Source organism: Chryseobacterium sp. sg2396, assembly GCF_042610505.1.
GTDB lineage: Bacteria > Bacteroidota > Bacteroidia > Flavobacteriales > Weeksellaceae > Chryseobacterium.
In genome coordinates, this window is the sequence record NZ_JBHGAQ010000009.1 from 46,022 (window position 1) to 71,736 (window position 25,715).

General features: G+C 39.5%; 24 protein-coding genes and 1 tRNA gene. 7 read left to right on the forward strand and 18 right to left on the reverse strand.

Translation table 11 applies throughout. The annotated features are described in order from the left end of the window. The 3 genes from tsaD to ACED20_RS10970 are packed head-to-tail and all read left to right on the forward strand — an operon-like array spanning window position 1 to window position 2,152. Window positions 1-1,017 carry a tRNA (adenosine(37)-N6)-threonylcarbamoyltransferase complex transferase subunit TsaD gene (tsaD, locus tag ACED20_RS10960; protein ID WP_294231680.1) on the forward strand — a complete coding sequence of 339 codons (1,017 nt, stop codon included), beginning with the start codon at window positions 1-3 and terminating at the stop codon, window positions 1,015-1,017. Continuing rightward, a complete protein-coding gene (locus ACED20_RS10965; protein ID WP_294238093.1) occupies window positions 1,014-1,424 on the forward strand; it encodes a hypothetical protein in 411 nt (136 codons plus the stop codon). Before tsaD ends, ACED20_RS10965 begins: the two co-directional genes overlap by 4 nt. Window positions 1,425-1,441: 17 nt before the next feature. Further along, the gene (locus ACED20_RS10970; RefSeq protein ID WP_294267830.1) at window positions 1,442-2,152 is read left to right on the forward strand and encodes a 16S rRNA (uracil(1498)-N(3))-methyltransferase; all 711 of its coding nucleotides are present in this window, start codon (window positions 1,442-1,444) and stop codon (window positions 2,150-2,152) included. On the opposite strand, the gene ACED20_RS10975 is transcribed toward ACED20_RS10970, so the two are convergent. The 3 genes from ACED20_RS10975 to ACED20_RS10985 are packed head-to-tail and all read right to left on the reverse strand — an operon-like array spanning window position 2,141 to window position 4,094. Next, window positions 2,141-3,001: a hypothetical protein gene (locus ACED20_RS10975; RefSeq protein ID WP_294238090.1), complete on the reverse strand. Its 861-nt coding sequence runs from the start codon at window positions 2,999-3,001 to the stop codon at window positions 2,141-2,143. The two genes, ACED20_RS10970 and ACED20_RS10975, sit on opposite strands and share 12 nt — an antisense overlap. Further along, window positions 2,998-3,429: a hypothetical protein gene (locus tag ACED20_RS10980; protein ID WP_294224117.1), complete on the reverse strand. Its 432-nt coding sequence runs from the start codon at window positions 3,427-3,429 to the stop codon at window positions 2,998-3,000. The genes ACED20_RS10975 and ACED20_RS10980 overlap by 4 nt, the downstream gene beginning before the upstream one ends. Next, window positions 3,429-4,094: an RNA methyltransferase gene (locus tag ACED20_RS10985; RefSeq protein WP_294199769.1), complete on the reverse strand. Its 666-nt coding sequence runs from the start codon at window positions 4,092-4,094 to the stop codon at window positions 3,429-3,431. Before ACED20_RS10985 ends, ACED20_RS10980 begins: the two co-directional genes overlap by 1 nt. Before the next feature lie 82 nt (window positions 4,095-4,176). Here ACED20_RS10985 and ACED20_RS10990 point away from each other — a divergent pair, with 82 nt between their 5' ends. Together ACED20_RS10990 and ACED20_RS10995 are read left to right on the forward strand one after the other, a co-directional pair. Beyond that, window positions 4,177-5,193: an asparaginase gene (locus ACED20_RS10990; protein WP_294238087.1), complete on the forward strand. Its 1,017-nt coding sequence runs from the start codon at window positions 4,177-4,179 to the stop codon at window positions 5,191-5,193. A gap of 56 nt (window positions 5,194-5,249) precedes the next feature. Beyond that, window positions 5,250-5,336, forward strand: a tRNA-Ser gene (locus ACED20_RS10995). A gap of 120 nt (window positions 5,337-5,456) precedes the next feature. Here ACED20_RS10995 and ACED20_RS11000 read toward each other — a convergent pair. The 9 genes from ACED20_RS11000 to ACED20_RS11040 form a co-directional block, all read right to left on the reverse strand. Further along, window positions 5,457-5,714, reverse strand: coding sequence for a hypothetical protein (locus ACED20_RS11000; protein WP_378104597.1), 258 nt, complete (start codon window positions 5,712-5,714; stop codon window positions 5,457-5,459). Window positions 5,715-5,908: 194 nt separating this feature from the next. Next, entirely contained in the window at window positions 5,909-6,607 is a 699-nt protein-coding gene (locus tag ACED20_RS11005; protein WP_294267821.1) for a hypothetical protein, read from the reverse strand. Between the two features lie 634 nt (window positions 6,608-7,241). Then, entirely contained in the window at window positions 7,242-8,777 is a 1,536-nt protein-coding gene (locus tag ACED20_RS11010; RefSeq protein ID WP_378104599.1) for a M20/M25/M40 family metallo-hydrolase, read from the reverse strand. Window positions 8,778-8,827: 50 nt separating this feature from the next. Next, window positions 8,828-8,980: a hypothetical protein gene (locus tag ACED20_RS11015; protein WP_378104601.1), complete on the reverse strand. Its 153-nt coding sequence runs from the start codon at window positions 8,978-8,980 to the stop codon at window positions 8,828-8,830. A 226-nt stretch (window positions 8,981-9,206) separates the two neighbouring features. Next, window positions 9,207-10,928, reverse strand: coding sequence for an AraC family transcriptional regulator (locus ACED20_RS11020; RefSeq protein ID WP_294238075.1), 1,722 nt, complete (start codon window positions 10,926-10,928; stop codon window positions 9,207-9,209). A 632-nt stretch (window positions 10,929-11,560) separates the two neighbouring features. Continuing rightward, entirely contained in the window at window positions 11,561-13,003 is a 1,443-nt protein-coding gene (locus ACED20_RS11025) for a TolC family protein (protein ID WP_345767323.1), read from the reverse strand. Beyond that, on the reverse strand, window positions 12,990-16,184 hold the full coding sequence (locus tag ACED20_RS11030) for an efflux RND transporter permease subunit (RefSeq protein WP_294199786.1): 3,195 nt from the start codon (window positions 16,182-16,184) through the stop codon (window positions 12,990-12,992). The genes ACED20_RS11025 and ACED20_RS11030 overlap by 14 nt, the downstream gene beginning before the upstream one ends. Window positions 16,185-16,208: 24 nt before the next feature. Next, window positions 16,209-17,291 (reverse strand): efflux RND transporter periplasmic adaptor subunit, encoded by a 1,083-nt coding sequence (locus tag ACED20_RS11035; RefSeq protein ID WP_378104684.1) that lies wholly within the window; start codon window positions 17,289-17,291, stop codon window positions 16,209-16,211. Window positions 17,292-17,438: 147 nt separating this feature from the next. After that, complete coding sequence (locus ACED20_RS11040; RefSeq protein WP_294199792.1) at window positions 17,439-17,831, reverse strand: hypothetical protein; 393 nt, start codon at window positions 17,829-17,831, stop codon at window positions 17,439-17,441. Window positions 17,832-18,546: 715 nt separating this feature from the next. Between ACED20_RS11040 and ACED20_RS11045 the strand changes: the two genes are divergently transcribed. Further along, window positions 18,547-18,951 (forward strand): hypothetical protein, encoded by a 405-nt coding sequence (locus ACED20_RS11045; RefSeq protein WP_288445323.1) that lies wholly within the window; start codon window positions 18,547-18,549, stop codon window positions 18,949-18,951. A 29-nt stretch (window positions 18,952-18,980) separates the two neighbouring features. Beyond that, a complete protein-coding gene (locus ACED20_RS11050) occupies window positions 18,981-19,433 on the forward strand; it encodes an META domain-containing protein (RefSeq protein ID WP_294220405.1) in 453 nt (150 codons plus the stop codon). 62 nt (window positions 19,434-19,495) lie between these two features. Here the strand turns inward: ACED20_RS11050 and ACED20_RS11055 are convergent, their stop codons facing one another. The 6 genes from ACED20_RS11055 to gldK all read right to left on the reverse strand — a co-directional run bounded on the left by ACED20_RS11055 (window position 19,496) and on the right by gldK (window position 25,702). Beyond that, window positions 19,496-19,759, reverse strand: a complete 264-nt coding sequence (locus tag ACED20_RS11055) for a SemiSWEET transporter (RefSeq protein ID WP_294307794.1) — start codon at window positions 19,757-19,759, stop codon at window positions 19,496-19,498. Between the two features lie 76 nt (window positions 19,760-19,835). Continuing rightward, window positions 19,836-20,870, reverse strand: coding sequence for an NAD(P)/FAD-dependent oxidoreductase (locus tag ACED20_RS11060; protein WP_378104606.1), 1,035 nt, complete (start codon window positions 20,868-20,870; stop codon window positions 19,836-19,838). A gap of 55 nt (window positions 20,871-20,925) precedes the next feature. Continuing rightward, a complete protein-coding gene (gene gldN / locus ACED20_RS11065) occupies window positions 20,926-21,864 on the reverse strand; it encodes a gliding motility protein GldN (RefSeq protein WP_294231899.1) in 939 nt (312 codons plus the stop codon). A 21-nt stretch (window positions 21,865-21,885) separates the two neighbouring features. Then, window positions 21,886-23,475, reverse strand: a complete 1,590-nt coding sequence (locus ACED20_RS11070) for a GldM family protein (protein ID WP_294231897.1) — start codon at window positions 23,473-23,475, stop codon at window positions 21,886-21,888. Between the two features lie 55 nt (window positions 23,476-23,530). Beyond that, on the reverse strand, window positions 23,531-24,220 hold the full coding sequence (gene gldL / locus ACED20_RS11075; RefSeq protein ID WP_288445311.1) for a gliding motility protein GldL: 690 nt from the start codon (window positions 24,218-24,220) through the stop codon (window positions 23,531-23,533). Between the two features lie 63 nt (window positions 24,221-24,283). Next, entirely contained in the window at window positions 24,284-25,702 is a 1,419-nt protein-coding gene (gldK, locus tag ACED20_RS11080) for a gliding motility lipoprotein GldK (protein ID WP_294240749.1), read from the reverse strand. Window positions 25,703-25,715 lie beyond the last annotated feature (13 nt).

Below are 25,715 nucleotides of genomic sequence, written 5' to 3' on the forward strand. Positions count from 1 at the left end.
ATGAGCGACTCTATAATTTTAGGTATTGAATCGTCCTGTGACGACACATCAGCAGCTATCATCAAGGGAAATTCTATCCTGTCCAATATTGCGGCAAACCAGTCTATCCATAAGGAATATGGCGGTGTGGTACCCGAACTCGCTTCGCGCGCGCATCAGCAAAATATCATTCCCGTAGTTGAAAAATCTTTATCCCAAGCAAATATACAACAAAATGCCATTTCTGCGATAGGATTTACGCGCGGGCCCGGACTTTTAGGATCTCTTCTAGTCGGAACTTCTTTCGCTAAGTCACTGGCAATGAGCCTGGACGTTCCTCTTATTGAAGTTAACCATCTCCAGGCCCATATTTTAGCGCATTTCATCGAAGATGCAAATCCTATGCCGCCAAAATTCCCTTTTCTGTGTCTTACGGTAAGCGGAGGCCATACGATGATCGTGCTGGTGAAGAACTATTTCGATATGGAAATTATAGGCAAAACCATCGACGATGCTGCAGGGGAAGCTTTCGATAAAATCGGAAAAATTTTCGATCTGGATTATCCGGCCGGCCCTATTATCGACAGGCTGGCCAAAGAAGGAAATCCTGATGCCTTCCAGTTTAATAAGCCAAGAATGGAACAGTATGACTATTCTTTCAGCGGTATTAAAACCTCCGTGCTGTATTTCATTCAGAAAGAAGTAAAGAAAGATCCTGATTTTATCAAGAATAACATCAACGACCTGTGTGCTTCCGTCCAGAAAACCATCATTGAAATCCTGATGAACAAGCTGGAAAAAGCGGCCAAAGAACTCAACGTAAAAGAGGTTGCCATTGCCGGCGGCGTTTCTGCGAATTCCGCTTTGAGAAAAGCCATGCAGGACAACCATGAAAGACTGGGCTGGAATATCTACATCCCGAAATTTGAATATACCACCGATAATGCGGCCATGATCGCCATGGTGGCCCAACTAAAATTCGAGAGAGGCGAATTTACCGATTTGAGAACAACAGCAACAGCGAAATACGATTTATGAAAATATTATTAGAAGAAAAGGTTCTGGGAACGCATTCTAAGAAAAACTCGAAATACTATTGGGTACTGGAAACAATCACAGGTAAAAATGAAGTAACGGAAGCATCTGAAGATGGGGATTATTTAATGATAAGTTCAGAAACCGGATATGTTCAGAATATAAAGGAAGAAATCGTAGAAAAAATCAATTCAGAAAATGTATTCAGTTTTCCCTACGAACCCAAAGAAGGGGATTATTTATCCATTAAAAATAATTTAAGGAAAAACGAATACCTGAATTTAATCTTTATGAATAATAAATGGGTTGAAGAAATTTACGCGTGTTCGTACAGAGACTGTGAGGGTGATGTTTACACGACCATTAAAACCGGCGTTGCATTTCTGAGCGAGAATGAAATTATGTTTTAAAACCAATATTTTTTTCTATGAAACTTTTTTACGGCGAAATCGAGGGGAATCAGGCATTCATCAATGACGAAGAACAGCAGCACATTGTAAAGGTTCTCCGGATGAAAGACGGTGAGGAAATCCATGTAACCGACGGCCAAGGGAATCTTGCTTCCGGTACCCTGATGATTGAAGGAAAAAAAGCAAATATTAACGTTGAAGAAATTAAAAGCAACCTTCCAGATTTCAGCCCGAAACTTCATATTGCCATTGCACCGACCAAAAATATAGACCGGATCGAATTTTTTATTGAAAAGGCCGTTGAAATGGGCATTTCGGAAATCACATTATTGCAGACGGAAAAAACGGAGCGTAAGAATGTGAATATCGATAAGCTCAGAAAACAGGCAATATCCGCTTCCAAGCAAAGCCTGAGATTCCACTTTCCGATAATCAATGACAATATAAAACTGACTGATTTTTTAAAGAATATTGATTCTTCCCATACTTTTGTAGCCCACTGCCATGAAAACCTGGAGCGGATGAACCTGAATCATATTTCTTCACCGGAGTACGTAACATTCCTGATCGGACCCGAAGGTGATTTTTCAGAAAAAGAAATTCTACATCTTGCTCAAAATAATATCAAAGCCGTATCTTTAGGCAGCCAGCGGTTAAGAACGGAAACAGCCGGAATTTTTGTTGCCGCCTGGAATTACGTTAAAATCAGCGAAACCCTAAACCCGTAAAGGCTTTTTTGCCAACCGGCTGATCCACGGATAAAAAATGTGGTAAGGAAAAAGGGCTATCAGAACGAAATTTTTAGCGTCCCTGAAATCAGCCAGCACAAAAAAGTCGGTGTATACATGAAAAATATACAAGAATACCATGACGAAGGTTAAATATTTCCTGCTGAAAGCACCCAGAAAGCTCGATGCCTGAATGATAATGGCAACTATAGTCATTACCACCCATACATTTTCATATTGGTAGATATGGATGATCCATTCCGGGACTTTTACATCTGCCATCCAATAATTATCCAGGGTATTTATTTTTGCGGCATTCTTATCCAGCCAGGTGAGCTTACCGGAATGCTTAATGACATTTTTGGCAATTCCTAAAAATTTGGAAAGTCCGGCAAGGCTGTAAGTCGTTAGAATTCCCAGGTAAAAATACTGCACCCACCGATAATCTTTTTCCTGCTTCATTTTTTCAGGCAAAAGAAAGATGGCCATAAAGTAGCCGATAAGCACCAGATGGTTATTGTGTCCGACACTGAAATTCAGGGAAATGGGAAAATTAATGACCGCCATCAGCAGAAAGATCCCTAAATTAAGCAGTACGCTCTGCCTGAACCAGGTAATGATGAGCAGAATAGCACATAACAATAGCAGGGTATTATATAAAAAAGAACTGGGATATTCCGAAAAGATGAACCTCTGAATATTCAGAAAAGGCTCATAAATTTCTTTTGGCCATAGGCTGATTCTTCTGTACTCCAGATATTGCCTCAAAAGCCAATATACTCCAAAAATGCGCATGGCATAATAGGCGATCTTGTAGTTGAAAACCGTAAGTTGCTTTTCATTCATCATAAAGCGCTGATCAGTGTTTTTTTAATCTTAAAGGAAGGCTTTCCCAGATCCTGCGGATGAAAACTTTCTTTGTACAGCAGCAGATGACTGTATTCCGGGCGGTAGCTTCTCATAAAGATTCTCATTTTCCTGATGTTGTCTGCCTTGTACTCATGATGCTCTATCTTTTTTCCATAAAAGCTCACGATCAGTGCCAGGTTGTTTTCATCGTAAATTTTTGTAGGCTGATAGGTTACCCTCAAAGTATCACGTCCCGCTACCCTGTAAATCCTGTAATATTCTTCGGTATTCTCACTGCCGCTGGGGCTGGTAAAAAGTTTCCAGCTGAAAAAAGGATAAATTTCTTTCCCTCCTTTTTCTATTAAATACAAAGACGTCAAGGCCAAAAACAGGGAGGTCCAGTAAAGGTATCGGGTGTATTGCTGCATCAGACCGTTTTTTTAGATAAATAATGCTGTAAAATTTCCTCTCCGCTCCGGATGGAATTTACGGCCCACCGGATTTTCATCTCAAGAAGTTTTCTTTCATCTAATTTGTAATCGATATCCGACTTTATCAGCTTCTGCTTTAGCTCATACATACAGATCGAAGCGGCCACAGAAACATTAAAGCTCCTGGTAAAACCGTACATGGGAATCGCCAGTGTTTCATCGGCAAAATCCAGGATTTCCGGTGAAACGCCTTCCATTTCAGTCCCGAAAACCAAAGCCACGGGCTCAGTAATTTCGTAATCCGGCAGCATGGTCGCATTATTTTCCAGCGAAACGGCGAGTATCTTATAGCCCCGGTCTTTAATTTTCTGAAAAGATTCCATACTTCTCGGCATCTTTTCCACGTCCACCCAGGTATCGGCTCCTTTGGTCACCCGCAGGTTAGGTTCAAAGCTGTATTCTTCCTGCAGGGCCACCACTTTATGGAAACCGCAGGCTTCCACGGAACGTACAATGGCCGCCGCATTCCGGAACTGGTAAATGTCTTCCACCACAGGCAGCACAAAGTCCGAGCTTTCCCGGGAGAAATGTTCAATTTTCATCAATCGTTCTTCCGTTAAAAACTGCTTTAAATACTCAAAAGTTTGTACTAAATCTTTCATGCGTTTTCAAATCTTTGCAAATTAACGTAATTTTGAGGAATCCTTCCGAACGGAGGGGATAAAATTCTAACAAAGTTCCTGTATGAAAAGAAAAGTCCTGTTGATATATACCGGCGGAACCATCGGTATGGAGAAAGATTATGAAACCGGCAGCCTCCGCGCCTTTGATTTCGGAAATATTTTTGAGAAAATGCCCGAAATGAAACTGATGGAATGCGAGGTTTTTGTACATCCTTTTGAAAAGCCGCTGGATTCTTCGGATATGGGACCGGAAGAATGGAAAATCATCGCCCACTACATCCGTAAAAATTACGATGATTTCGACGGGTTCCTGATCCTTCACGGAACGGATACCATGTCTTACACGGCTTCAGCATTAAGCTTTATGCTCAAAGGCCTGACCAAACCCGTTATTTTAACCGGTTCCCAGCTGCCGATCGGGGATCTTCGGACCGATGCTAAAGAAAACCTGCTCACCAGCCTGTATTATGCCAGCCTGTATGAAGATGATAAAGCCGTAATCCGGGAAGTGGCCATTTATTTTGAATATAAATTGTTAAGAGGAAACCGTACCCTCAAATATTCTGCGGAGTATTTTGACGCGTACGCAAGCCCAAACTACCCTATTCTCGGGCAATCGGGCGTTCATTTAAATATTATTAAAGATAATCTTTACCGCCGTGATCCCGAAATTAAATTCCACGTGGATGACCATATTTCGGAAGACATTATTTTCTGGAGAATCTTTCCGGGCATGAACCTGAATCATTTCAAAGAAATCCCGAAAATGAAAGTGCTGATCCTGCAGGTTTTCGGTTCGGGTACGATTTTCAGCAGTGAGAAAACGGTGGAAACCTTACAGCAGATTCGCAACAACGGGACGGAAATCGTGGTGGTAAGTCAATGTATTTCAGGAGGGATCTCGTTCGGTAAGTATGAGAACAGCAATATCTTCTCCAGGATCGGTGCCATCAGCGGAAAGGACATGACTGCGGAAAGCGCTATTACCAAAGCGATGCACCTCATCGACAATCTCAATTATCCAGGAAGCTTTGCAGAGAACTTTTCCCGAAGCCTTTGCGGAGAAATTTCAGAATAATTTCGTTTTCGGTTTGGAGATTAAAAAAATTATCGTACTTTTGCAATCTCAAACATAGAGAGGTGTCCGAGTGGTTGAAGGAGCTACCCTGGAAAGGTAGTATACGGGTAACTGTATCGAGGGTTCGAATCCCTTCCTCTCTGCAAATCAAAGTCTTAGGTTTTTAACCTGAGACTTTTTTGTTTTTGGAGATGATAAAAACCTCACAGGTTTTGAAAACCTGTGAGGTTTAGTTAACGCAAGGGTATTAATTAAATCGAATTTTAATCAACACCTAAACGGTCCATTACACAACCTACAAATTTTTCCCTTGGATTATTTCCCATGTCTTTCTCACAGCAATCCGAAATAGCCATTCTTATTCCTTGTTCTAAAATCTCAGGATGGTGTTTTTTAATCTTTCTGACCAAATAATCAACCTCCCAACTTTCACTACAGGAGAAAAAACGAGCATCTACTCTTTTCTTTTTAAGATTATCATAATCAGACCAGTCATCTTCTAAAATTGTTTTTTTTGACATAAATAAATATTTTTGATTTATCAGTTACAAATATATTTCTGCCTTTCTGAAAATATTTATGGTTATCCACAACAGAATTATCTTTTTTATTACTAAAAACCCCGGCTTAAAAAACCGGGATTAAGCTTGAAAAGAGTACTAACTAATTTTCAAACCGTTGAGCTATATAATGAATGTGGTGGTGGTGTTTAGAATCAGTTGCACATTGTCAGGAACTGATGGCTCATCTGAACCTTGAATTTAGCTTCCGATTTTAGTTTAAAATACAGCATGCTTTCAAAGTCACGAACCTCTTTCAATTTATGGTCGATAAATTCGGCGATCTGAACTACAGAGAACAGAAAATCCCTGTAAACGACAATATTTACGGTTTGCCCATGAGTCGGAAGATAAGCTTTCAGAAACGGAAGGGTTGACTGATGCTTATGATAATCTACACAGTAGCCGGCACCTTCGCGGGAAGTGATGACGTCGCACCGGTTGATAAAATCAAGGATGTTTCCGGTTTCTTTTATGTTATTTTTAACGAGGTAACGGTTGATTTTGTCCAGGATATGCTGGGCGTATTCCATCATGGTAACGGTTTTCCACTCAAACTGATGGTTAACCGTTTTGGTATTCTTGGCGGATTTGCCTTTGTCGCAGCTCGTCGTGCAGAAAGAAATCCCGATTTTGTCGTAATACGGAAAAAAGCAGTCTCTGATCTGAATGGAAGCATCCGCCTGCAGCCTGTCGTTCGTGAAATTGTAATACAGATAGGGGCTGTACAATTCCGACAGGGCTTTCAGGTAATCTGTTTCGCTGGTATTGTGATGTTCTTCAAACCATTTTTCAAGGTTGTCGTAATAAAAATTTTCAAATTCATTAAAGCTTAAATATAGGGGCAGTTCCATAACTCTGTTTTTGATGAAACAAAGCTATACCGCTAAAGCGTCAAAACTCGACGTATTATTTTTTATTTTGAAAATATTTTTATTTTTTTCTAGATAAAGATCTAAAGGCTGATCCTTCGACTGCTTTGCGCTCAGGATGACAATATTGGATAATAGTCAGGATTTGTGAAATTACAGATCCCCTACAGATTTCGTGTTTTACGGAATTATGATGATCTTCTACACAGATGCTGATCCTATGGAGCAAAATTAAAAACGGAGCAATTAATCTTATATGAATTAAGAGCCTGTTTAAATTTACCTTTTATATTTTAACATTAAGAATTTAAGGTATTTTAGCTTAAAAAATAATATGTCGGTTGCCCGGCGATATTCAATTAAATCAATTGAAATCATCATATTAAAGTGAAGAATAAACAAAGTTTATTTAATTCAGAAATTAAGAGAAATGACGGAAAGTTTGCTGAATTAAAATGTAAACAGATTCTAAATATAATCATTTAATTCAAAGCCAAATGAATATAAATTTTAAACAGAGCCTACCTTTGAACTAAAAATAACTTTTTAATAGTTAGGACGGATGGTTGTATGATGACAGAGAAAAACTTCCAGCATGCAACATCCTTCCTCCAGCCTATTCCTGATCATAATTTTTCATGATGTATTCAAAATAGTGAATCATTTTCATGTAGTTCTCAATGCTGAGGTATTCATTGGTGCTGTGGATGGATTGTTTTTCGGCATCGTTGATCTTGATCGGCATAAAGCGGTAAATATTTTTACTGACGATCTGGTATTTGTACGCATCGGTCGCTCCCACGGTAAGATATGGTGTCGCAATCGCCGTCGGATGAATTTCTTTGATGGCAGCTTCGATTATTTTAAAAGCTTTGGTATTCGTTGGTGAAACAGCAGAGGCTTCTTTCACACTGTCGATTTCTTCGATTTCCACATCGAAACCTTTGGTGGCTTCCGATATATGCGCTTTCACCTCTTTAACGGTATTTCCGGGCAGAAGACGGAAATTTACGATGAATTCCACTTCCGGCGACAGTACGTTGGGTGCATCGCTTCCCTTCATCATGGTTAAAGCCGTAGTCGTACGAACCAAAGCATTGGTAGAATTATTTTTGGTAAGCTGCGATAAAAGGACAGGTTTCAGCAGCCATTGGTTGGCAATTCCCATCCGGTTTACAAAAGACATCGAACCGCCGATATTGGTGAAAAACTGGTTGATCAAAGGAGTAATCATGGGTTTCATCTGGTTATGCTCCAGCCTTTGCATGATAACCGCGGCTTTTCCTATGGCACTTTCCGTCGGAGGCATCGAGGCATGACCGCCCAATCCTTTGACTTTAATTTTCACCGACAAAAATCCCTTTTCCGCACAGCCGATCACAGCTACTTCAGAGTTGATTCCCGCTACGCTTCCCTTTTCCAGAATCAATCCTCCTTCATCATACACAGCGTCGAATTTCAGGTTTTTCCCGTTAAAATATTCTGCAATTTTCGCAGCGCCTTTTTGTCCGCCGACTTCTTCATCAAATCCGAAAGCCAGGTAAATATCACGCTGGGGAATATGTTTGCTTTTAATTAAATTATTCATGGATTCCATCAGGGAAAACAGCATTCCTTTCATATCGATCGCTCCCCTGCCGTAAATCCTTCCGTTGGCTACCGCTCCCGAAAACGGCCCGAAATCCCACTCTTCAGCCACTTTGGAAACCGGAGGCAAAGGCTTATCATCTGGTTGAAAAACATTCCCTTTGTGATCTTTTACTTCTGCATCTCCCGGAGGAACGACGTCTGTGTGGGAAAGAAATAAAACAGGATCAAGGAAAGGATCACTGCCTTTTAATCTAAAGACCAGTCCGTATTTATTGACTTCCGTAAATTCTGCCTGTTCATACACCAGCGGATAGGAAGTTTTCAGATATTCTTTGATGGTATCGAAAGTGGAATAATCAAACTTTCCCAATTCTCCGGTGGAGACCGTCGGGATTTGCAATCCGCCCGAAAGCCTTTGAACCGCAGAATCATCTTTAATCATTTTCCAGCCTTCCATATTTTTTGAATTGACCTTTTTAAAGGGATAAGTGAAGGTTTTAATTAAAACAATGATGATTAAAATGACAATGATGCCGATAAGGATGAACAGGAGTTTTTTCATGGTTCCGGTTGGATGGTTTATTTTACATCAAATATAAGAAAGACAGTGGATTATTTCGATTTAAAAATAACCAGCTTTTCATCATGCATATCATAAACAATTTTCTGCCCGTTCTTTTTGTAGATGGTAAAATAAGTCACATTTTTATTCTTTACGATGGAATCTCCTACACCAATCAATGGGATAATGTCTAAATCTGCCAAATCAATCTTTTTGTTATCTGATAATTTGATTAAATTACAATGGCTCATCTGATCGTATGATTGTGACACTACAGTCCCATTACAATGAATGTCAAAATATGTGTATTTGGAAAAATTCGGATCAAAGATTTGCTTCAGAATTCCATAACAAAATACAATACCGAAAAAGATCAGTATTATTTTATTTAAATGCCGACATAGATCTTCCATGTAAGTTACAACCGACTTATATATTCCCGTTATTTTCAATCTCCTCCCTCCTTTTTTTAACAAAATCCGTCGGACGGATTCCGTTGATCTCATAGAACAGATCGGAGAAGTTCTGCCGGGATGCAATACCGCATTCCCTGGCCAGGGTTTCAATATTGTACTTTAAATATTTTTTGTCTTCAAACAGAAGGTTGGTGATGTAATTGATCCGGAGTTCACTCAGGTATTTGTTAAAATTTACCTTTTTATATTCATTGATAACTTGGGAAAGATAGTTGGAATTGGTTCCAAGTTGGGCAGCCAGTTTACTGATGGTGAGGCCTTTTTGCGTGAATTCTTTTTTTTCTTCAAACGCCTTCAGTTTCTGCAATAATTCTTCTACTTTATTTTCGTTCAGGCTGAATTTCTTTTCCTCAATCAGCGGCATAATTTCCACTTCTTCCTGTTCTTCCGTATTATGACCAGCCGTAAACCTCTCTTCTACCAGCACATATTTCTGCTGAATTTCCTTTGCGTTTTTATGTCTTCTGGTCAGGAGCGCGACAAGCCCGACTGCCCATACGATCAGCACGATAATGATGATGGTTCCGAGATAGTTTATTTTCTGCAGTTTATCTTTTTCTTCAAGTAAATTGTTGGTATCGTAATCTTTATGCATTTTAGGAGAAAGATAGATAAAATCCTTCGACATAATGCTGTCTGCCCTCAGGAGCTGGTTGGTATAATACAGCTGCAGTTGCTGATTCTTTTCCTTTTTTGAATAATCGATCAGGATTTCATAATTCTCCCTCAATTCGGGCAGCATAAACTGGTGTTGCCGGAAAATTGAATCTATCTTTTTAAAATAGACAATGGATTCTTTCATCTTTTTGAGACCGGAATAGCTTTTCCCGATATAAAAATATCCTACCGAAAGCCTCGCAAAATCGCGGCTGGTTTTTATGGACGGCAATGCTTCGCTTAAATTTTTCAAAGCGGGCTGAAACCTGCTGTTCCGGTATTCGGAAATTCCTTTGGAAAGGAGAAAGTAGCCTTTTTCAAGATCAAATTCCGAATCTTCGCCAATTTCGGAAAAACCGGCCTGTATCGCTTCATCCGCCTCTTTGTACTTTCCAAGGTGCCGGTAGCAGATGATCATCTGGTAAAGGCTGTTCAGGTATCCTTTTTTATTGATATAAATCTCGTTGGGATGTAATTTGGTAAACTGTCTTGTTTTCTCCCGGTAATGCTCCAGGCATTTCATAAACAGGTCGGACGCTTCCTCGTAATAGCCGAGATAGCTTTTTATTACCCCGATATGATAAAGGTTCTGGTATTTTAAATATTCATTTTTGGTATTCTTGGAATATTTATATGCTTCCAGATATTCATTAAGGGCAAGCTGGTACTTTTTGTAATGGTAATAATAAATAACGCCCTTATCGATATGCGAGGTAATCCGCAGGTCTTCGTTTCCGGAGCGGTTGGCAGCCCAGATCATACTGTCGGCATATTTTAGCTTATCCTCACCTGAGAAAGAATAAAATACGCCGTCTTTGTATCCCTGAACCAGTTTTTCATAATTTTTTTCCTTCTTCGCCTTATTGATATATGACTGAAGGAAAGGAAATGCCTTGTGATCGTTTTCCCGAAAATTTTCATATTTCTCACGCATCTTGTAGAAATCATTATAGCCATCCTGGGACAGAAGGGCTGTAAAAATTCCAAAAAAAATGAGAAATAATAGTTTTCGAACCACCTTAGTAAATTATCTTCTCTACAATCTGGCGTCAAAAGTACATAAAATACCTTAGTTTTTATCAATGATGCATGAATTAATAGCAATTATCGAACTATTTCTATTTTACAAAATAAAAAATTAATTATCAGCAGATTAAACATTCCTAATTCACGAATTGAGACGTCATAATTTATAAATCGAGACAACAATCATTTTTTTTTATCACTGCAAGATTATAATTTCGAATTCAGAAAACTAACGGAAACCAAAACTAACTGAGACCATCTTTAAGATTTATATGAATAGAATAACTAAAAAAACACGACACGATAAATTTCAGGGTAAAAACTAATAAAAAAACATGATGATTCTATTCATAAATCTCACCACCTTCCTTAATCGGAATAATTACTTTTAGGGAGGGCTGGTTTTTTAAAATTTAATTTTTTTTATAAAACTAATAACCATTTTTAAAGAAATTAATAACCATCGATAATTTAAATTTAATGTAGTTGCCTGCATTTACAGGTAAAAAGGGGGAAAAAGATTCCTGAATCGGAACCTTTTTTATTAACGTTTTCAGTTTTAATCGAAAAGAGACTGTTCCTTGCGGGCAGCCTCTTTTCTTTTAAAACATTAAGGATTTACAATCACTTCCAGCCTCCGCCTAAGCTTTTGTAAATATCGACAACTGTACTCAGCTGTTTTTGTTTTGCTTCCACCAGTTCCATTTTGGCATCCAGTGCATCCCGCTGGTTCAGGAGAACCTCAAGATAATCTGCTCTGGAGTTTCGGAACAACTGATTTGCAATATCTATTGATTGTTCAAGCGATTTTGTTTCCTGGGATTTCAGCTGATAATACTGGTCGAGGTTTTTAACTTTCGACATCAGATTCGCCACATCCAGATAGGCATTCAAGATCGTTTTATCATATTCGTATAAAGCCTGGATCTGTCTTGCATCGGCAGACTGGAAATTGGCTTTGATCGCACTTTTGTTAATCAGCGGACCGGCCATTTCTCCGGCAAGGCTTGCGGCCATAGATTCCGGAAGCTTTACCAGATAAGAAGGCTTAAAAGCCTCTAATCCGAGGGTAGCGGAAATTTCCAGCGTAGGATAAAATTCTTTTCTGGCAGCTTCCACATCAAGTTTTGAAGATTTAAGCTCCAATTCCGCCTGTTTAATATCCGGACGATTCGCCAGCAATTGGGACGGAATCCCCGTATAAACCGTCTGCGGTATCGTTGTCATGAAATTCTCCTTTGTTCTGATGATCGGCTGAGGATAACGTCCGCAAAGGGCATTGATCTCATTTTCCTTTTCGGTGATTTCCTGGCGGATGGTGTATTCCGTAGCTTTGGATTTTGCCAGTTCCGCTTCAAATTTCTTTACGGCAAGTTCGGTAGCTGCTGCCGCTTCTTTCTGGATTTTTGAAATTTCCAATGCCTTCTGCTGAAGCTTGATGTATTGCTGAATAATATCCAGCTGGTTATCCAAAGCCAGTAGATCATAATAATTATCGGCTACTTCCTCAATAAGATTTGACAGGACGAAATTTTTACCTTCTACCGTAGAAAGATAGTGGGCAACAGCAGATTCTTTTTCAGTTCTTAGTTTTTTCCAGATGTCGACTTCCCAGTTGGCCATCAGGCCGCCTTCAAAATTCATGATAGGATCCGGAACGGCTTTTCCTGGCTCAATATCTGTGCTGGCATCACCGGCACCTTCGCTGGTGTAGCGTCCTACTTTTCTTACTCCGGCACCGCCACCTGCAGTCACCGTAGGCGTCAGTCTTCCTTTTTTAGCAAGAACATTACTTTTGGCAATTTCAATTTCCTGCAGGGTGATCATCAGCTCCTGATTGTTCTTCAGTGAGGTCTCAATCAAAGCTACTAAATTAGGATCTGTAAAAAATTGCTTCCAGGGTGTTGTTCCGCTGTTGTTATTGGCATCTCCCTGGTCTTCCTGATTAAAGCTCTGAGGTACATTTTCTTTCACCTCATCTTTTATGACGGTCGCCATCGGCGCCTTACAGCTTGCTAAAACAAGCGATAAGGCGATGGCTGCTATATATTTATTATAAATCTTCATATTTATCATCGTGTTGATACGGTTCTGTTTGTTCTGTTAAAGGATTTTCTTCTTCATACCTCGCCAGTTTCGATTTATCGGCTATGGTACCGAAGATGTAATATAATCCCGGGATAATCATCAGGCCGAAGACGGTTCCGATCAGCATTCCCCCTGCCGCAGCAGTACCGATGGTACGGTTACCGATCGCTCCCGGACCAGTAGCCAAAACTAATGGAATCAAACCTGCAATAAAGGCAAATGATGTCATCAGGATCGGACGGAAACGGATAGCGGCTCCTTCAATAGCGGCCTGCGCCACGGGAATTCCCTCTTCAGCCTTCTTCTGTACGGCAAATTCCACGATCAGCACGGCATTCTTACCCAGAAGACCGATGAGCATGACCATTGCAACCTGAGCGTAAATGTTGTTTTCCAGCCCTAATAATTTCAGGCATAAGAAAGCCCCGAAAATACCCGTCGGTAATGACAGGATTACCGGCAACGGAAGAATAAAACTTTCATACTGTGCGGCAAGGATCAGATAGACAAAACCTAAACACACGAGGAAGATATATACCGCTTCGTTACCCCGGCTTACTTCATCTTTGGAAATACCGGCCCAGTCGATCCCGAAACCTCTCGGAAGGGTTTTGTCCGCAACTTCCTTAATGGCGGCAATAGCCTGCCCGGAGCTGTATCCCGGTGCCGGAGTTCCACTCACCTGTGCCGAATTGTACATATTATGTCTCGTCATTTCTGATAGACCATACACTTTCTCAAGATGCATGAAATCCGAATACGGAACCATTTCACCTTTGTCATTTTTCACATATAACTTCAACAGATCTGTTGGTAAAGCACGATATTGCGGACCGGCCTGAACAATAACTTTATAAGGCCTGTCGAAACGGATAAAGCTGGTTTCATAATTGGAACCGATCAATGTTGATAGATTATCCATCGCATTTTCAATGGTTACTCCTTTCTGCTCAGCCAGATCATTATCGATCTTCAGCATGTACTGAGGAAAACTCGCAGAATAGAAGGTAAATGCAGACCCCAGCTCCGGACGTTTTTTCAGTTCCTTTACAAAATCATTACTTACCTGTTCCATTTTATGGTAATCGCCGCTTCCCGCCTTATCCAGCAAACGAAGCTCGAAACCACCTGCCGCACCATATCCCGGAACGGATGGCGGCTGAAAGAACTCAATGTTGGCTCCCGGAATATTCTTCGCTTTTTCTTCGAGCTTTTCAATAATCTCGGCTGCGGATTCTTTACGGTCTTCCCAGCTTTTAAGGTTGATCAGACAGGTACCTGAGTTTGACCCCGTACCTTCTGAAAGAATTTCATATCCAGCTAATGAGGAAACCGACTGTACCCCGTCGATATCTTCGGACTCTTTCAATAATTCCCGGGCAATCTGGTTGGTTCTTTCCAATGTAGATCCCGGAGGAGTCTGAATGATGGCATAGATCATTCCCTGGTCTTCCGCCGGAATAAATCCTGAAGGAAGAGAATTGCTCAGGAAGAACGTGCATGCACAGAATGCCAGCAGCAAAGGAAGGGTAAACGTTTTCTTCTTAACAGTTTTGGTCAGTAGTCTTTCATACTTACCAGCTCCTTTGTTGAATAATCCGTTGAATTTATCAAGGAAGATGGTAATCGGCGTCCTTTTCTTCGGTTTCCCGTGATTATTCTTTAAGATCAGAGCACACAAAGCAGGCGTCAATGTTAGAGCCACTACCCCTGAAAGAATGATCGCCGAAGCCATCGTAATAGAGAACTGACGGTAGAAAACCCCAACCGGACCTGACATGAATGCAATCGGAATGAATACGGATGCCATTACCAGAGTAATCGCAATAATTGCCCCGCTGATCTCGTGCATCGCCTCTTCCGTTGCCTTTAAAGGAGATAGATGTTTCTCCTCCATCTTTGCGTGGACGGCTTCAATAACCACAATCGCGTCGTCGACCACGACCCCGATCGCCATTACCAAGGCAAAGAGCGAGATCATGTTCAGCGTAATTCCGAAAGCGGACATGACGGCAAAAGTACCGATCAGTGAAACCGGAACCGCAATAGCCGGAATCAGTGTGGAACGCCAGTCTCCCAGGAAAAGGAACACCACAATCGCCACCAATATGAAAGCTTCAAATAAAGTATGGACTACTTTTTCAATAGAGGCATCCAGGAACCTGGAAACATCATAGCTGATGTCGTAGTGCATTCCTTTCGGGAAAGTTGTTTTCTGCAATTCTGCCATCAAAGATTTTACATTTTTGATAACGTCGCTTGCATTGGAACCGTAAGACTGCTTCACGGTGATTGCCGCAGAAGGTTTACCATTTAAAGTAGAATAAATATCATACATGGAAGAACCGAATTCGATATCGGCCACATCTTTCAATCTGATAAATTCTCCGTTAGGGTTTGCTTTCAGGATGATGTTCCCATAATCCTTTTCGTTATTGAAACGGCCCGGATATTTTAAAATATATTCAAAAGACTGAGATCTTTTTCCGGAGCTTTCCCCCGTTTTACCAGGCGAAGCTTCAAGACTTTGCTGGTTTAGGGCGTCCATCACTTCATCTGCGGAAATGCTGTATGCCGTAAGACGGTCTGGTTTCAGCCAGATCCGCATAGCATATTCCCGGGTTCCCAGGATGTCGGCAAAACCTACCCCGCTTACCCTTTTCAATTCGGACATCACGTTGATATCGGCGTAGTTGAAAAGGAATTTCTGGTCGGCTTTCGGATCATCACTGTACAGGTTGATGTACATCAGCATGTTCGGCTCTTCACGGGTGATTTTTACCCCTTCACGAACTACCAGCGGCGGAAGTTTATTTACCACCGAAGATACACGGTTCTGAACGTTTACCGCCGCTACGTTAGGATCGGTTCCCAGGTCGAAAACCACCTGGATGGATGCTTCCCCGTCGTTTCCGGCGTCGGAAGTCATGTATTTCATTCCCGGCACCCCGTTCAAACCTCTTTCCAATGGAATAACCACGGATTTGATCAACAATTCGTTGTTGGCTCCCGGGTATTCTGCGGTGATGTTTACTTTGGGCGGCGAAATGGACGGGAATTGGGTTACCGGAAGTTTTACCAGTGACAGAATCCCCATAAATACGATAATCAGAGAGATTACGATAGACAGAACAGGTCTGCGAATGAATTTTTTAAACATAATTACTTACTTCATTAATGAGTCCTACTCTGCTTTTAGTTTCAATGACTGAAGAACTTTTTTAGGATCCTGCGCTTTTACCTGAACTTTCTGATCGTCTTTTACTTTCTGAACGCCTTCCAATAAGATTTTATCGCCTGTGGATAACCCTGAGGAAACTACGTAAAGATCAGGAAGCTCGTAAGCTATTTTGATGTTTCTGGATTTTACCACTCCGTTTTTATCCACAATGAAAACGTATTTCTGATCCTGGATTTCATAAGTTGCCTTCTGAGGAATAAGCATGGCATTTTTCAGAGGCAGTGTCATTCTTACTTTCCCGGTTTCCCCGTTTCGCAGCAATTTATCAGGATTCGGGAATTTCGCTCTGAAAGCAATGTTTCCGGTTTCGCTGTCGAACTGTCCTTCGATGGTCTGCACTTGCCCTTTCTGCGGAAATATATCCCCATTGGCCATTACCAAAGCAACCTGATTGCTTCCTCTGGAAGCTACATTTCTCTGGTAATTGAGGTATTCGGGTTCTGACACGTTGAAGTAAGTATAAATATCGTTGTTATCGGAGAGGGAGGTGAGTAAATCTCCTTCATCCACTAAACTTCCCAACTTCAAAGGAAGTCTGTCGATAATTCCTGAAAACGGCGCTTTGATATCCGTAAATGAAAGGTGGATCTGGGCCAGCTTGGCTTCTGCGTTGGCAGCATCCAGCTTGGCTTTTGCCATAGCTCTCTCATTTTTGGAAACGATGTTGTTACTTGCCAGTGTACTGGCATTTTTCAATTCAATCGTGGCCTGAGCAACTTCTGCCTGAGCCTTCAGGAGTTCTGCCTGATACAGTTTCGGCATAATCCGGAATAGAGTCTGACCCTGACGGACAAACTGGCCTTCGTCTACAAAGATCTTTTCGAGGAAGCCTTTTTCCTGGGCACGGACCTCGATATTCTTTACAGACCGGATCTGAGCCACAAATTCTTTGTCGATTACCGTATCCATCACCACCGGTGAAGTTACGGGATAAACCGTGGCTTCTTCTTTTTCTTCTGTTTTCTTGTTACAACCTGTGAACAAAAAAATACTGCTTAGCGCAATGCCTGCGACAACTCTTTTAATCATAATGTTAGAGTTTATGTAAATCGTTAATGTTTTAAATAGGAAAATGGCAATAGAGATAAGGCTGTTGTGATGATTACCGGCAAACACAACACAGTATATTCCCTGCTGAACAAATCAGCAGAAAATATTTCGGAAAATAATTGTCTAAATTCTGATAGAACGGATCAGAATAAATCTTTTAACGGTAGAAAATTCTGATAAGAAGCCATGAAGAACAGGCTTTAATTTTTTGAAACTTTTTAACCCGAAAATATAAACCAATGTAAAAACAGCGGCAAATGCAATAACAGCCTGAAAACTGTCTGAAAACTGAAAATCATTCTCCGTGAGTTCCAGAGAAAAAGCGTTTCCAAGATTATCCGGCGACTGCTGAACGGTAAGTTTTTCGTAAGTCTGGTTTAAGCGGTTCGCTTTTTTAGGTAAATTCTGAGACGTATGATGTGTATAGTCATTTTTTAAAGTACGGACATTAATCTTGCTTTCTACTATGAAAAGCACAAACAGGGCCGTTAAAAAATAAACAATATAGTTTTTCATAATCTTTCTCGCGACAAAGGTAGTTTTTAGTTTCCTTATCTTTCAACAGGTTTTAATTATAAAACATTCATATTAACAATATTTAACATTACTTTAAATTAACTGAATTTTATTACAAAGCAATAGATAAAAAAATATAAAAAATTGATTTATAACAACATATAATACAACAATGTTTCAATAAAATATTTTAACAATCTCTTAAAATGGTTGAAAAAAAAGCGCAAGTATCTATGAAATGTTAACAAATAATAAAATCAAGTACAAATTAAATAATTAACAAAAAATAATCTAAATAAGTACATTATAATTATTTTTAAATGTTAATATTTGATTTTAATTTAAAAAAACCAATAATAATCCTATTCATTATATCAGATTGCATAAACATTTAAGCATCTATTGAAAGTTTTGGTTATGATTTATTTGATCTATCAATATATCTGACTGATTCCTATATAAAAATAATTTCCATCAAAAACAGAGGGAATTTCTACTAAATTAATTTTACTTTTTTACCTCGTTTATCAGTAGCAGCACGGTTTTTGTAAAAGCAAGTTGATTCTTTTAAAGATTAAAAATCTTCTTTGCCTTATTAAAATATATAAAAAATTAATTAATTTATAAAAAATTAACATATTATCATCAATAAATTCGTAATTTTACAGACCAACACCAATACTTCAAAAATCACCCGATCAAGTTGCCTATTATTATGAAAAAGACATTAAAAATCATTACAACTATCCTTTTACCATTGCTTTCTCTGGCAGCTTGTAAACATCAGGCAAAAGAGGAAGAAGTAGTCTCCGAGAATGTGACTGATGCGAAAAAGGACACCGACCACATTAAAAAAGAGATATATACCGATGATTTTGGCGATCAGCTTGAAGTAGCCATTAATGAAACTCAAAATACGGTCGTGGTAAGGCTGAATGGCAAAACCTATGAGCTCAAAAAAAGCGAAGAACTCCCGGAATTCACTGCCGGTGATGCGGTTTACCAATTTTCCGATGTGCGCGGGGAGGTTACTTTCCTAAAGAAAGATTATAACATGGTGCTGTTCCACCACAAGAAAAATAAGCCTTCTTCTGCAGATACGAAAATGGCTTCTTATTAATTCATCAGCAACTATCACAAATCCGAAATATGAAAAATATAATCACTTTCTTTTATACACTGCTTATTATCGCATTCACAGTTTCGTGTGCCAACAAACCGGGAACTAAAGCTTCATCCGATACAACAACAGATACAGATATTACAGGGAAAACCTGGAGGCTTATCGAAATCAACGGTCAACCGATTATGCTTGTAAATCCTAAGGCCAATCCTTTTTTCAAGCTAAATAGGGCTGATATGAGATATACCGGACACGGAGGATGCAACGGCGTGGGCGGAACTTTTGAAATAAAACCAGACGTGATGCGCATCAAATTCAACCAGGGAATGTCGACCATGATTGCCTGTGACGATCTTGCGACGGAACGTGCTTTTACCCAGGCATTGCTTGCTGCCGATAATTACTCTATAAGCGGAAATACATTAACGCTTAACAAAGCGAAAATGGCTCCTCTGGCAAAATTTATACTTCAGCAATAGGACTTAATAAACACATCCCTATAAATAAGAACACTTCTGCTATGGCAGGAGTGTTCGCCTTTTTATGATGATTTCTTTTTGTAGATCATACAGCATATCAGAAGCGTAACGTTAACAATTACTGCAAAAGCATTGGAAATAATAATCGGAAGCTCGTCTTTCAGAAAACCATACCAGACCCATAAAGAAAGCCCCGAAATAAGGACCATCAACATTCCCCATGAGAGGTCATCTGCATTTTTCTGTCTGATTACTTTAATCAGCTGCGGAAGCATAGCCACCGAAGTAAGGACTCCTGCGATAATACCTAAAAGGTTTTCATCCATATTTCAATTGTTTAGTTATGAATATATGAATAATTGTGGAAATATCTTATGATTACAATCAGCTTTCCATATCACATTATTTAAAGCGATCGAGAGAAACTTCAGCGGGTAAAGGGACATCTTCTTCTATAAAATCATAGAGACTCTTGGCAAAATAACAACCGTTGAGAATTCCTCTTGCGCCCAACCCGTTAAAAACATATAAATTACAATACTCAGAATGCCTGCCAAGGATCGGTCTTCTGTCTTTTACAGTAGGCCTGAAACCAATATTGGCGTCAACGATCTCAAGTTCTGCCGGATAAATCTCAGAGAGCCCCCTTCTCAACTGTTCCACTGCTGAGTGATCAATCTGAGCATCCAGTTGTTCCCTGTCATAGGTACCGCCGTAAAAATACAGCTCTTCACTTAAAGGAAATAGAAAATGCTTTTTCTTAATCGTTATATTTTCAGGAATGCTGTGAGAAAGTTTTACTTTAATATGATGTCCCTTATTGGGGTTTACGGGAATATCTGAGAAAAAAGGATTGTTTACCACTCCCATCCCTTCACAGAACAGCATGTTTTGAAAATGGAAATTCTTATACACTGCGTTTTTAGTATCCAGCTCCGAATAAACAAATTTTTCTTTAACTAAAAATCCTTTATTTTCTAAAAAATAAAATAACCCTGCAAAAAATCCATTAACATCAAGCCTGGCAGACTGATTTACCTTTCCGCTGAGAAAATCGTTTTTTACCCCTTTTAAATGATCAAATTTTTTATCTAAAAAACTGATGAGCTCATCATTTTCAGATTTTTTAAGCCAGAGCTTCTGTTCGTTTTCATCGTGAAAAATCCGGTGTATCGGGGCGTCAATTAAATAATTCCGGCCTGTATATTCTTCAATCTCCTGCAATGAATTTTTCAGGAAGTCGATCTGCTCCTGCGCTTTCCAGAAGGTGGTAAATTTCTTCAGGACGACAGGATTGATGATTCCTGCAGAAACTTGCGAAGCACTTCTTTTCCCTTCCGAAAACAAAACAAAGGATTTGTTGTTCCGGATCAGCTGATGGGCAAAAAAAAGTGCGGCATATCCGTCACCAACAATTATATAGTCTACGTTGTTCATAATAAAAAAACCTGAGTAAAAATACTCAGGTTTTCTATCATTGTCAAGTGAAATCTTAATAATTCCACATTTCATTTTCCATTTTCAGGATCTGCGCCTTGATTCTGTCGCTTTCTTCGATCTGTGCATCGGCATCTTTCGGAATATAGTCGTCAATAACACCGTCACCCATGCCTGAAGAAGATTTATAAATTACAGAAGAGAATCTTCTTGCATTGATAAGATCATCAAAAGATAAGTCTGCAGACGAATTTTTTCTGTTATAAACATAATTGTTTGCTAAGATATCTCTTGCCTTTGGATAATATACCCAAAACAGATCAACCAGTTCATCAGAGCCAGTCAAAGGTTTTCCTTCTGCATCTAATCTTCCTTGTGAAGAAGGGTCTGGCCCCATTGCAGCAATCCCAAGAGGTCTGTACTTCAGCTGTCCATCTCTTTTATCAATAAACCACATACCCATTATTTTAAGAACCTTTACTTTATCAGTTGTAGTTCTAATTAAATCGGTATATTGTTTTTTCTGCTCTTCAGTTGGCGTAACCCCGGAGTTAATAAGCTCTATTAATTCATCATCAACTCTGACACTTTCCAATTTTTTTCTGATACCTTCAGGAGTTGATTTAACGGAGAAGTTCTCATCTTCATAAACTTCTTCAATTTTACCATCTAATGCAGCGTCTAATAAAATTTGATATAACGATCTAGTCGTTTTAGATTGAAGACCATCCGGATTATCATAATAAAAAGGCTGATTAAGCTTATCATTAAGGTCAATAATTTCCCAAACAAACATTCCCTTTAAAATATCCTTTTCGTCCACGTAACCATATTCAAGCGGAGTAACTTTATTACTTACTACAGAATCGCCTACTTTTCTAGTGCCTTCAGCTCTCATTTTTCTAAATTCTTCAGGAGAAGAAGCATTTAGAATAGTCTGAGAAAGTGCAAATCCAGAAACTAATACCAAAAGGCTGCAAATATATTTTTTCATACTATGAATTTACAAATTAACTTATTGAACATTAATAATTACAGGTGAAATCTCTTTTAATCTTTGATTTCCTAAACCTGTTGCAGTAGCTTGAATGTCATAAATCTGAACTACATCACCTGGTCTTAAGGTTCTTAGCATACCTTCTGCTGATGATAATGAATTTCCTTGAACCATTGAACCTGCTCTACCAGGTAGTTTAAGGATAAAACTATTTACAGTGAAAGATACAGGGAAATCGAAGTCAGGTAATGCTGCAGCAACAATCTGATTAGGAATAGAAGCAGCTGGCATATAATTAACTGATTTACCTCTAACTTGTCCTTGTGGTCTTGGAATACCTTTTATTCTATATTCAAATACCTGAGAAACTGTTTTTCCAGTCGGGTCAGTTCCAGACAATGTTAATCTTACAATGTTTCCAGTAGACGGAATTACATCCCATTTACCTTTACCAGTACTTTTAATAACTGCACCTGTAGCAGATAATGATAATTTAGAATTATCAGCACCTAAAATGGATCCAGTTACTGGGTTTTCTAGACCTCTATACATCACATTCATCTTATCAGCAGAAAGCAATAATCCTTGCTCAAGTTTTACTTGCTGCGGCCCAGCGATAACGTTATACGTATGCGTGAACGGGAAGTTCTGTGCTTTACCGGAAGCGTCCGTCAATGTGATATTTCCACTGAACGTTTTCTGTCCGATTCCGCTTGTATTCAATGAAGCATATCCTTTTCCGTTTTCCTGTCTGCTTACCCCAGAGATGCTGATCTTGTTGCTGTTTGAATAGTTTCCTAACATCACAACAGCTTCAGCAGGTTTTCCTGCAACTACATCAACCGGCGCAGAAACGATAGCTTCATAGCTGGTAAATTTGATGGTCGCATCCACTTTTTCCTGAAGCATTAACGCCAAGGCATCAGATTGTACGTTTCTCGCATCATTCTGGATAATTTCCAGGTTTGAAATCGCTGCAATTAACGGCTGGTGGTAGAATTTGTTCTGGAACCAAGTTTTATCATTCGGGGATTTTCCTTTAGGATATTCGGCGATCAAAGATTTGTTGGCTCTGTCTACCAAATCTTTCAACATCGGGTCGTTTCCGAAAGTTGCGTTAATATAATTTCTTACATCGTCAATTTTCTTTTTCAACTCCAAAGCTCCCTGTGAAGGGGTATTTTCATCACCTTCCTTGAAGAAATATTCCGTTGTAGCTTCGTTGTTGTTAAGCGCTGCGAAGTTTTCACTTACATCAACATCTTTTCCCTGAGCATCTTTATCGTGGAATTCGGATTTCTTTTTAAGTTCGTCCTTTATTCCCTGCGCAGATTTTACCAGGCTGTTGATCTTATCTCTAAGAACCTGATACTGAGCCCAAGGCTTTGCATAGGTATCGGGTACCTGCTCAGCTTTTGCCTGAAGAGTTTTCTCGAATATTCTTTCGTTCTTTCTCTCCGTCAACATTCTTGTCTCGTTAAGCGCTTTGGTAGAGTCAAAATATGACCTGATGATTTCCGCATCAATATTTAGGGCCATCATAGCGATGAACACCAAATACATCAGGTTGATCATCTTCTGACGAGGTGTCTGTTTTCCTGCTGCCATTCTCTTTTCTTTGTTTTTTGATTAAGTAGTTAAATTAAAAAATGGTTTTGGAAAATTAAGATTTCATGGCAGTTAACATACCACCGTAAACTCTGTTTAAGCTGTTTAAGTTTGAAGTTAAACCTTGTAGTTCCTGATTGAATTTTTCAGATTGTTCAGCAGATTTCTGCATATCTGCTACATATTTGTTAGCAAATTCAGATTGTCTTTTCGTGCTTTCCATCTGCATGGCATATAAAGCGTTCATGCTTTCCATGTGTTGAGCCGCTTTGTTTAACTGCTCATTGTATTTGTGAGTAGAAGCCGATACATCTACCGTCTGATTGATCTGGTCTACAGAGCTGGAGAATTTATCGATTCCTGTTCTTAATCTTTCGAATAACTGAACATCAAGTTTAGCGTCCTGAAGCATTTTGTCCAATTTTGTAGAAAGGGAATTCTCCAGTTCAGCTAATTGAGCAGCATTGCTTTTAGATACATTTGAATGTAATGGATTAGGATTTGCATGTTTATCCAATAATTCAGGATATACATTTTCCCAAGCGTAAGACTCTTCAGATTTCGGAGGGTCGAAAGCGAAGATGATGAAGATGATCGCTTCAGTGATTAGTCCCACAGTAAGCGCCATGTTACCATTGATAGGCCCTAAAGTAATGTGGGTAATTTTAAGCCAAGCTCCAAGAATTACAATTGCAGCACCGAATGAATAGAAGAAATTCATCCAAGCATCTTTAGTCTTAAACATATAAGTTAGTTTTTTTTAATGTTAAATAAAATTGTTATTGAAAATAGTGTTTAATGGAATATGTTATCTGTTAACTTTTCTTGGTTTAACAGCAGCTTCAGGAATGTCCTGTACGGTTCTGAATCCGATATAGCTTCTCGCCGAATCTTTTCTTTCCCAATCTCTTGAACCGTTCATCAGCATATATCCTACATCTTTCCAAGAACCACCTCTTACAGACTTTTTAGTATCAACCTTGTCTTTAGTGGAAGGGTTTAATGTAGATGCGAACCCGTATGAAGAATTGTTGTAAGCAGATTCTGTCCATTCAGAAACGTTTCCAGCCATATCAAATAACCCGTATCCATTCTTCTTAAATTTCTTTACTGGAGCAGTATATGTATAAGTACCTTTTTTGTCGTCTTCCATATAATTACCTCTCTTCGGTTTGAAGTTAGCCAGGTAGCAACCTCTGTCGTCCATTAAGTAAGGACCACCCCAAGGGTAAGTAGCATTTTGCATTCCGCCTCTTGCAGCATATTCCCATTCGATTTCCGTAGGAAGTCTGAAGATCAACGGCTTTTGTTTTCTTCTTTTTAAACTTTCGTTATAATCAGATTTCAGTTTCGTCCTGAAGTTACAGTAAGCTCTTGCCTGATCCCAGGTTACCCCCACTACAGGATAGTCTTTGTAAGCTTTGTGCCAGAAATACTGTTCGAACAATGGTTCGTTATAAGCAAAATGGAAATCTTTTACCCAAACCGTTGTATCAGGATATACGGCGATGCTTTCGCTTCTCAGGTAATTTACCCCTCTTTCTTTTTCAGCTAAAGCAGCATCCATGTCACCCCATCTGTAAGTATATTTAAGTTTGCTCACGTCAAGGATTCTTTCGTTACCTACTCTTGAAGAAGCCGGTAAGTACATCGATTCTAACACTTCTGCGTATTCTACATCAGGATATTTGGAAGTACTCCAGTGCAATGGAACTTTCCAGTCCAATTTTTTGGTCGGGTCGAAGTTTCCTTCGTTTCCACCGCCCTGTCCTTCTAAATATTCCTGATATGGTGTTAAATTTTCTTCTTTTTGAGCAAGGTATGCGTAATCTCCGATGTTTGTTCCTCTTCCTTTACCTTCACCACCTTCTCCGGCAGCTTCAGCAAGTAAAGTTCTCGCAATAGAATCTCTTACATAATTGATAAATACCCTGTATTCTGCATTTGTAGTTTCTGCTTCATCCATGAAGAAAGAAGAAACCGTAACAGTTTTTGCCTGGGCTTTCTCCGGACTATCTGTGAAATCCTGATCCGTTAACCCAGCTACAAAAGATCCTGCAGGGATGGCAACCATACCATAAGGTCTTTCTGCAACAAATGATTTTGTTTTTTCTCTAGGTATCAATTCTCCTTTTGTTCCCGGTTTACCTACTGAAGAGGCTCCCCCACCTGAACAAGATACCGATGCTACCGACGCAGACACTAATAAAAGAAATATCCTTTTCATGTTAATTTTTATA

What these genes read in the sequence shown, in the direction of transcription:
- tsaD (WP_294231680.1), top strand. Translation starts at nt 1, where the DNA reads ATGAGCGACTCTATAATTTTAGGTATTGAATCGTCCTGTGACGACACA.
- ACED20_RS10965 (WP_294238093.1), top strand. Translation starts at nt 1,014, where the DNA reads ATGAAAATATTATTAGAAGAAAAGGTTCTGGGAACGCATTCTAAGAAA.
- ACED20_RS10970 (WP_294267830.1), top strand. Translation starts at nt 1,442, where the DNA reads ATGAAACTTTTTTACGGCGAAATCGAGGGGAATCAGGCATTCATCAAT.
- ACED20_RS10975 (WP_294238090.1), bottom strand. Translation starts at nt 3,001, where the DNA reads ATGATGAATGAAAAGCAACTTACGGTTTTCAACTACAAGATCGCCTAT.
- ACED20_RS10980 (WP_294224117.1), bottom strand. Translation starts at nt 3,429, where the DNA reads ATGCAGCAATACACCCGATACCTTTACTGGACCTCCCTGTTTTTGGCC.
- ACED20_RS10985 (WP_294199769.1), bottom strand. Translation starts at nt 4,094, where the DNA reads ATGAAAGATTTAGTACAAACTTTTGAGTATTTAAAGCAGTTTTTAACG.
- ACED20_RS10990 (WP_294238087.1), top strand. Translation starts at nt 4,177, where the DNA reads ATGAAAAGAAAAGTCCTGTTGATATATACCGGCGGAACCATCGGTATG.
- ACED20_RS11000 (WP_378104597.1), bottom strand. Translation starts at nt 5,714, where the DNA reads ATGTCAAAAAAAACAATTTTAGAAGATGACTGGTCTGATTATGATAAT.
- ACED20_RS11005 (WP_294267821.1), bottom strand. Translation starts at nt 6,607, where the DNA reads ATGGAACTGCCCCTATATTTAAGCTTTAATGAATTTGAAAATTTTTAT.
- ACED20_RS11010 (WP_378104599.1), bottom strand. Translation starts at nt 8,777, where the DNA reads ATGAAAAAACTCCTGTTCATCCTTATCGGCATCATTGTCATTTTAATC.
- ACED20_RS11025 (WP_345767323.1), bottom strand. Translation starts at nt 13,003, where the DNA reads ATGAAGATTTATAATAAATATATAGCAGCCATCGCCTTATCGCTTGTT.
- ACED20_RS11030 (WP_294199786.1), bottom strand. Translation starts at nt 16,184, where the DNA reads ATGTTTAAAAAATTCATTCGCAGACCTGTTCTGTCTATCGTAATCTCT.
- ACED20_RS11040 (WP_294199792.1), bottom strand. Translation starts at nt 17,831, where the DNA reads ATGAAAAACTATATTGTTTATTTTTTAACGGCCCTGTTTGTGCTTTTC.
- ACED20_RS11045 (WP_288445323.1), top strand. Translation starts at nt 18,547, where the DNA reads ATGAAAAAGACATTAAAAATCATTACAACTATCCTTTTACCATTGCTT.
- ACED20_RS11050 (WP_294220405.1), top strand. Translation starts at nt 18,981, where the DNA reads ATGAAAAATATAATCACTTTCTTTTATACACTGCTTATTATCGCATTC.
- ACED20_RS11055 (WP_294307794.1), bottom strand. Translation starts at nt 19,759, where the DNA reads ATGGATGAAAACCTTTTAGGTATTATCGCAGGAGTCCTTACTTCGGTG.
- ACED20_RS11060 (WP_378104606.1), bottom strand. Translation starts at nt 20,870, where the DNA reads ATGAACAACGTAGACTATATAATTGTTGGTGACGGATATGCCGCACTT.
- gldN (WP_294231899.1), bottom strand. Translation starts at nt 21,864, where the DNA reads ATGAAAAAATATATTTGCAGCCTTTTGGTATTAGTTTCTGGATTTGCA.
- ACED20_RS11070 (WP_294231897.1), bottom strand. Translation starts at nt 23,475, where the DNA reads ATGGCAGCAGGAAAACAGACACCTCGTCAGAAGATGATCAACCTGATG.
- gldL (WP_288445311.1), bottom strand. Translation starts at nt 24,220, where the DNA reads ATGTTTAAGACTAAAGATGCTTGGATGAATTTCTTCTATTCATTCGGT.
- gldK (WP_294240749.1), bottom strand. Translation starts at nt 25,702, where the DNA reads ATGAAAAGGATATTTCTTTTATTAGTGTCTGCGTCGGTAGCATCGGTA.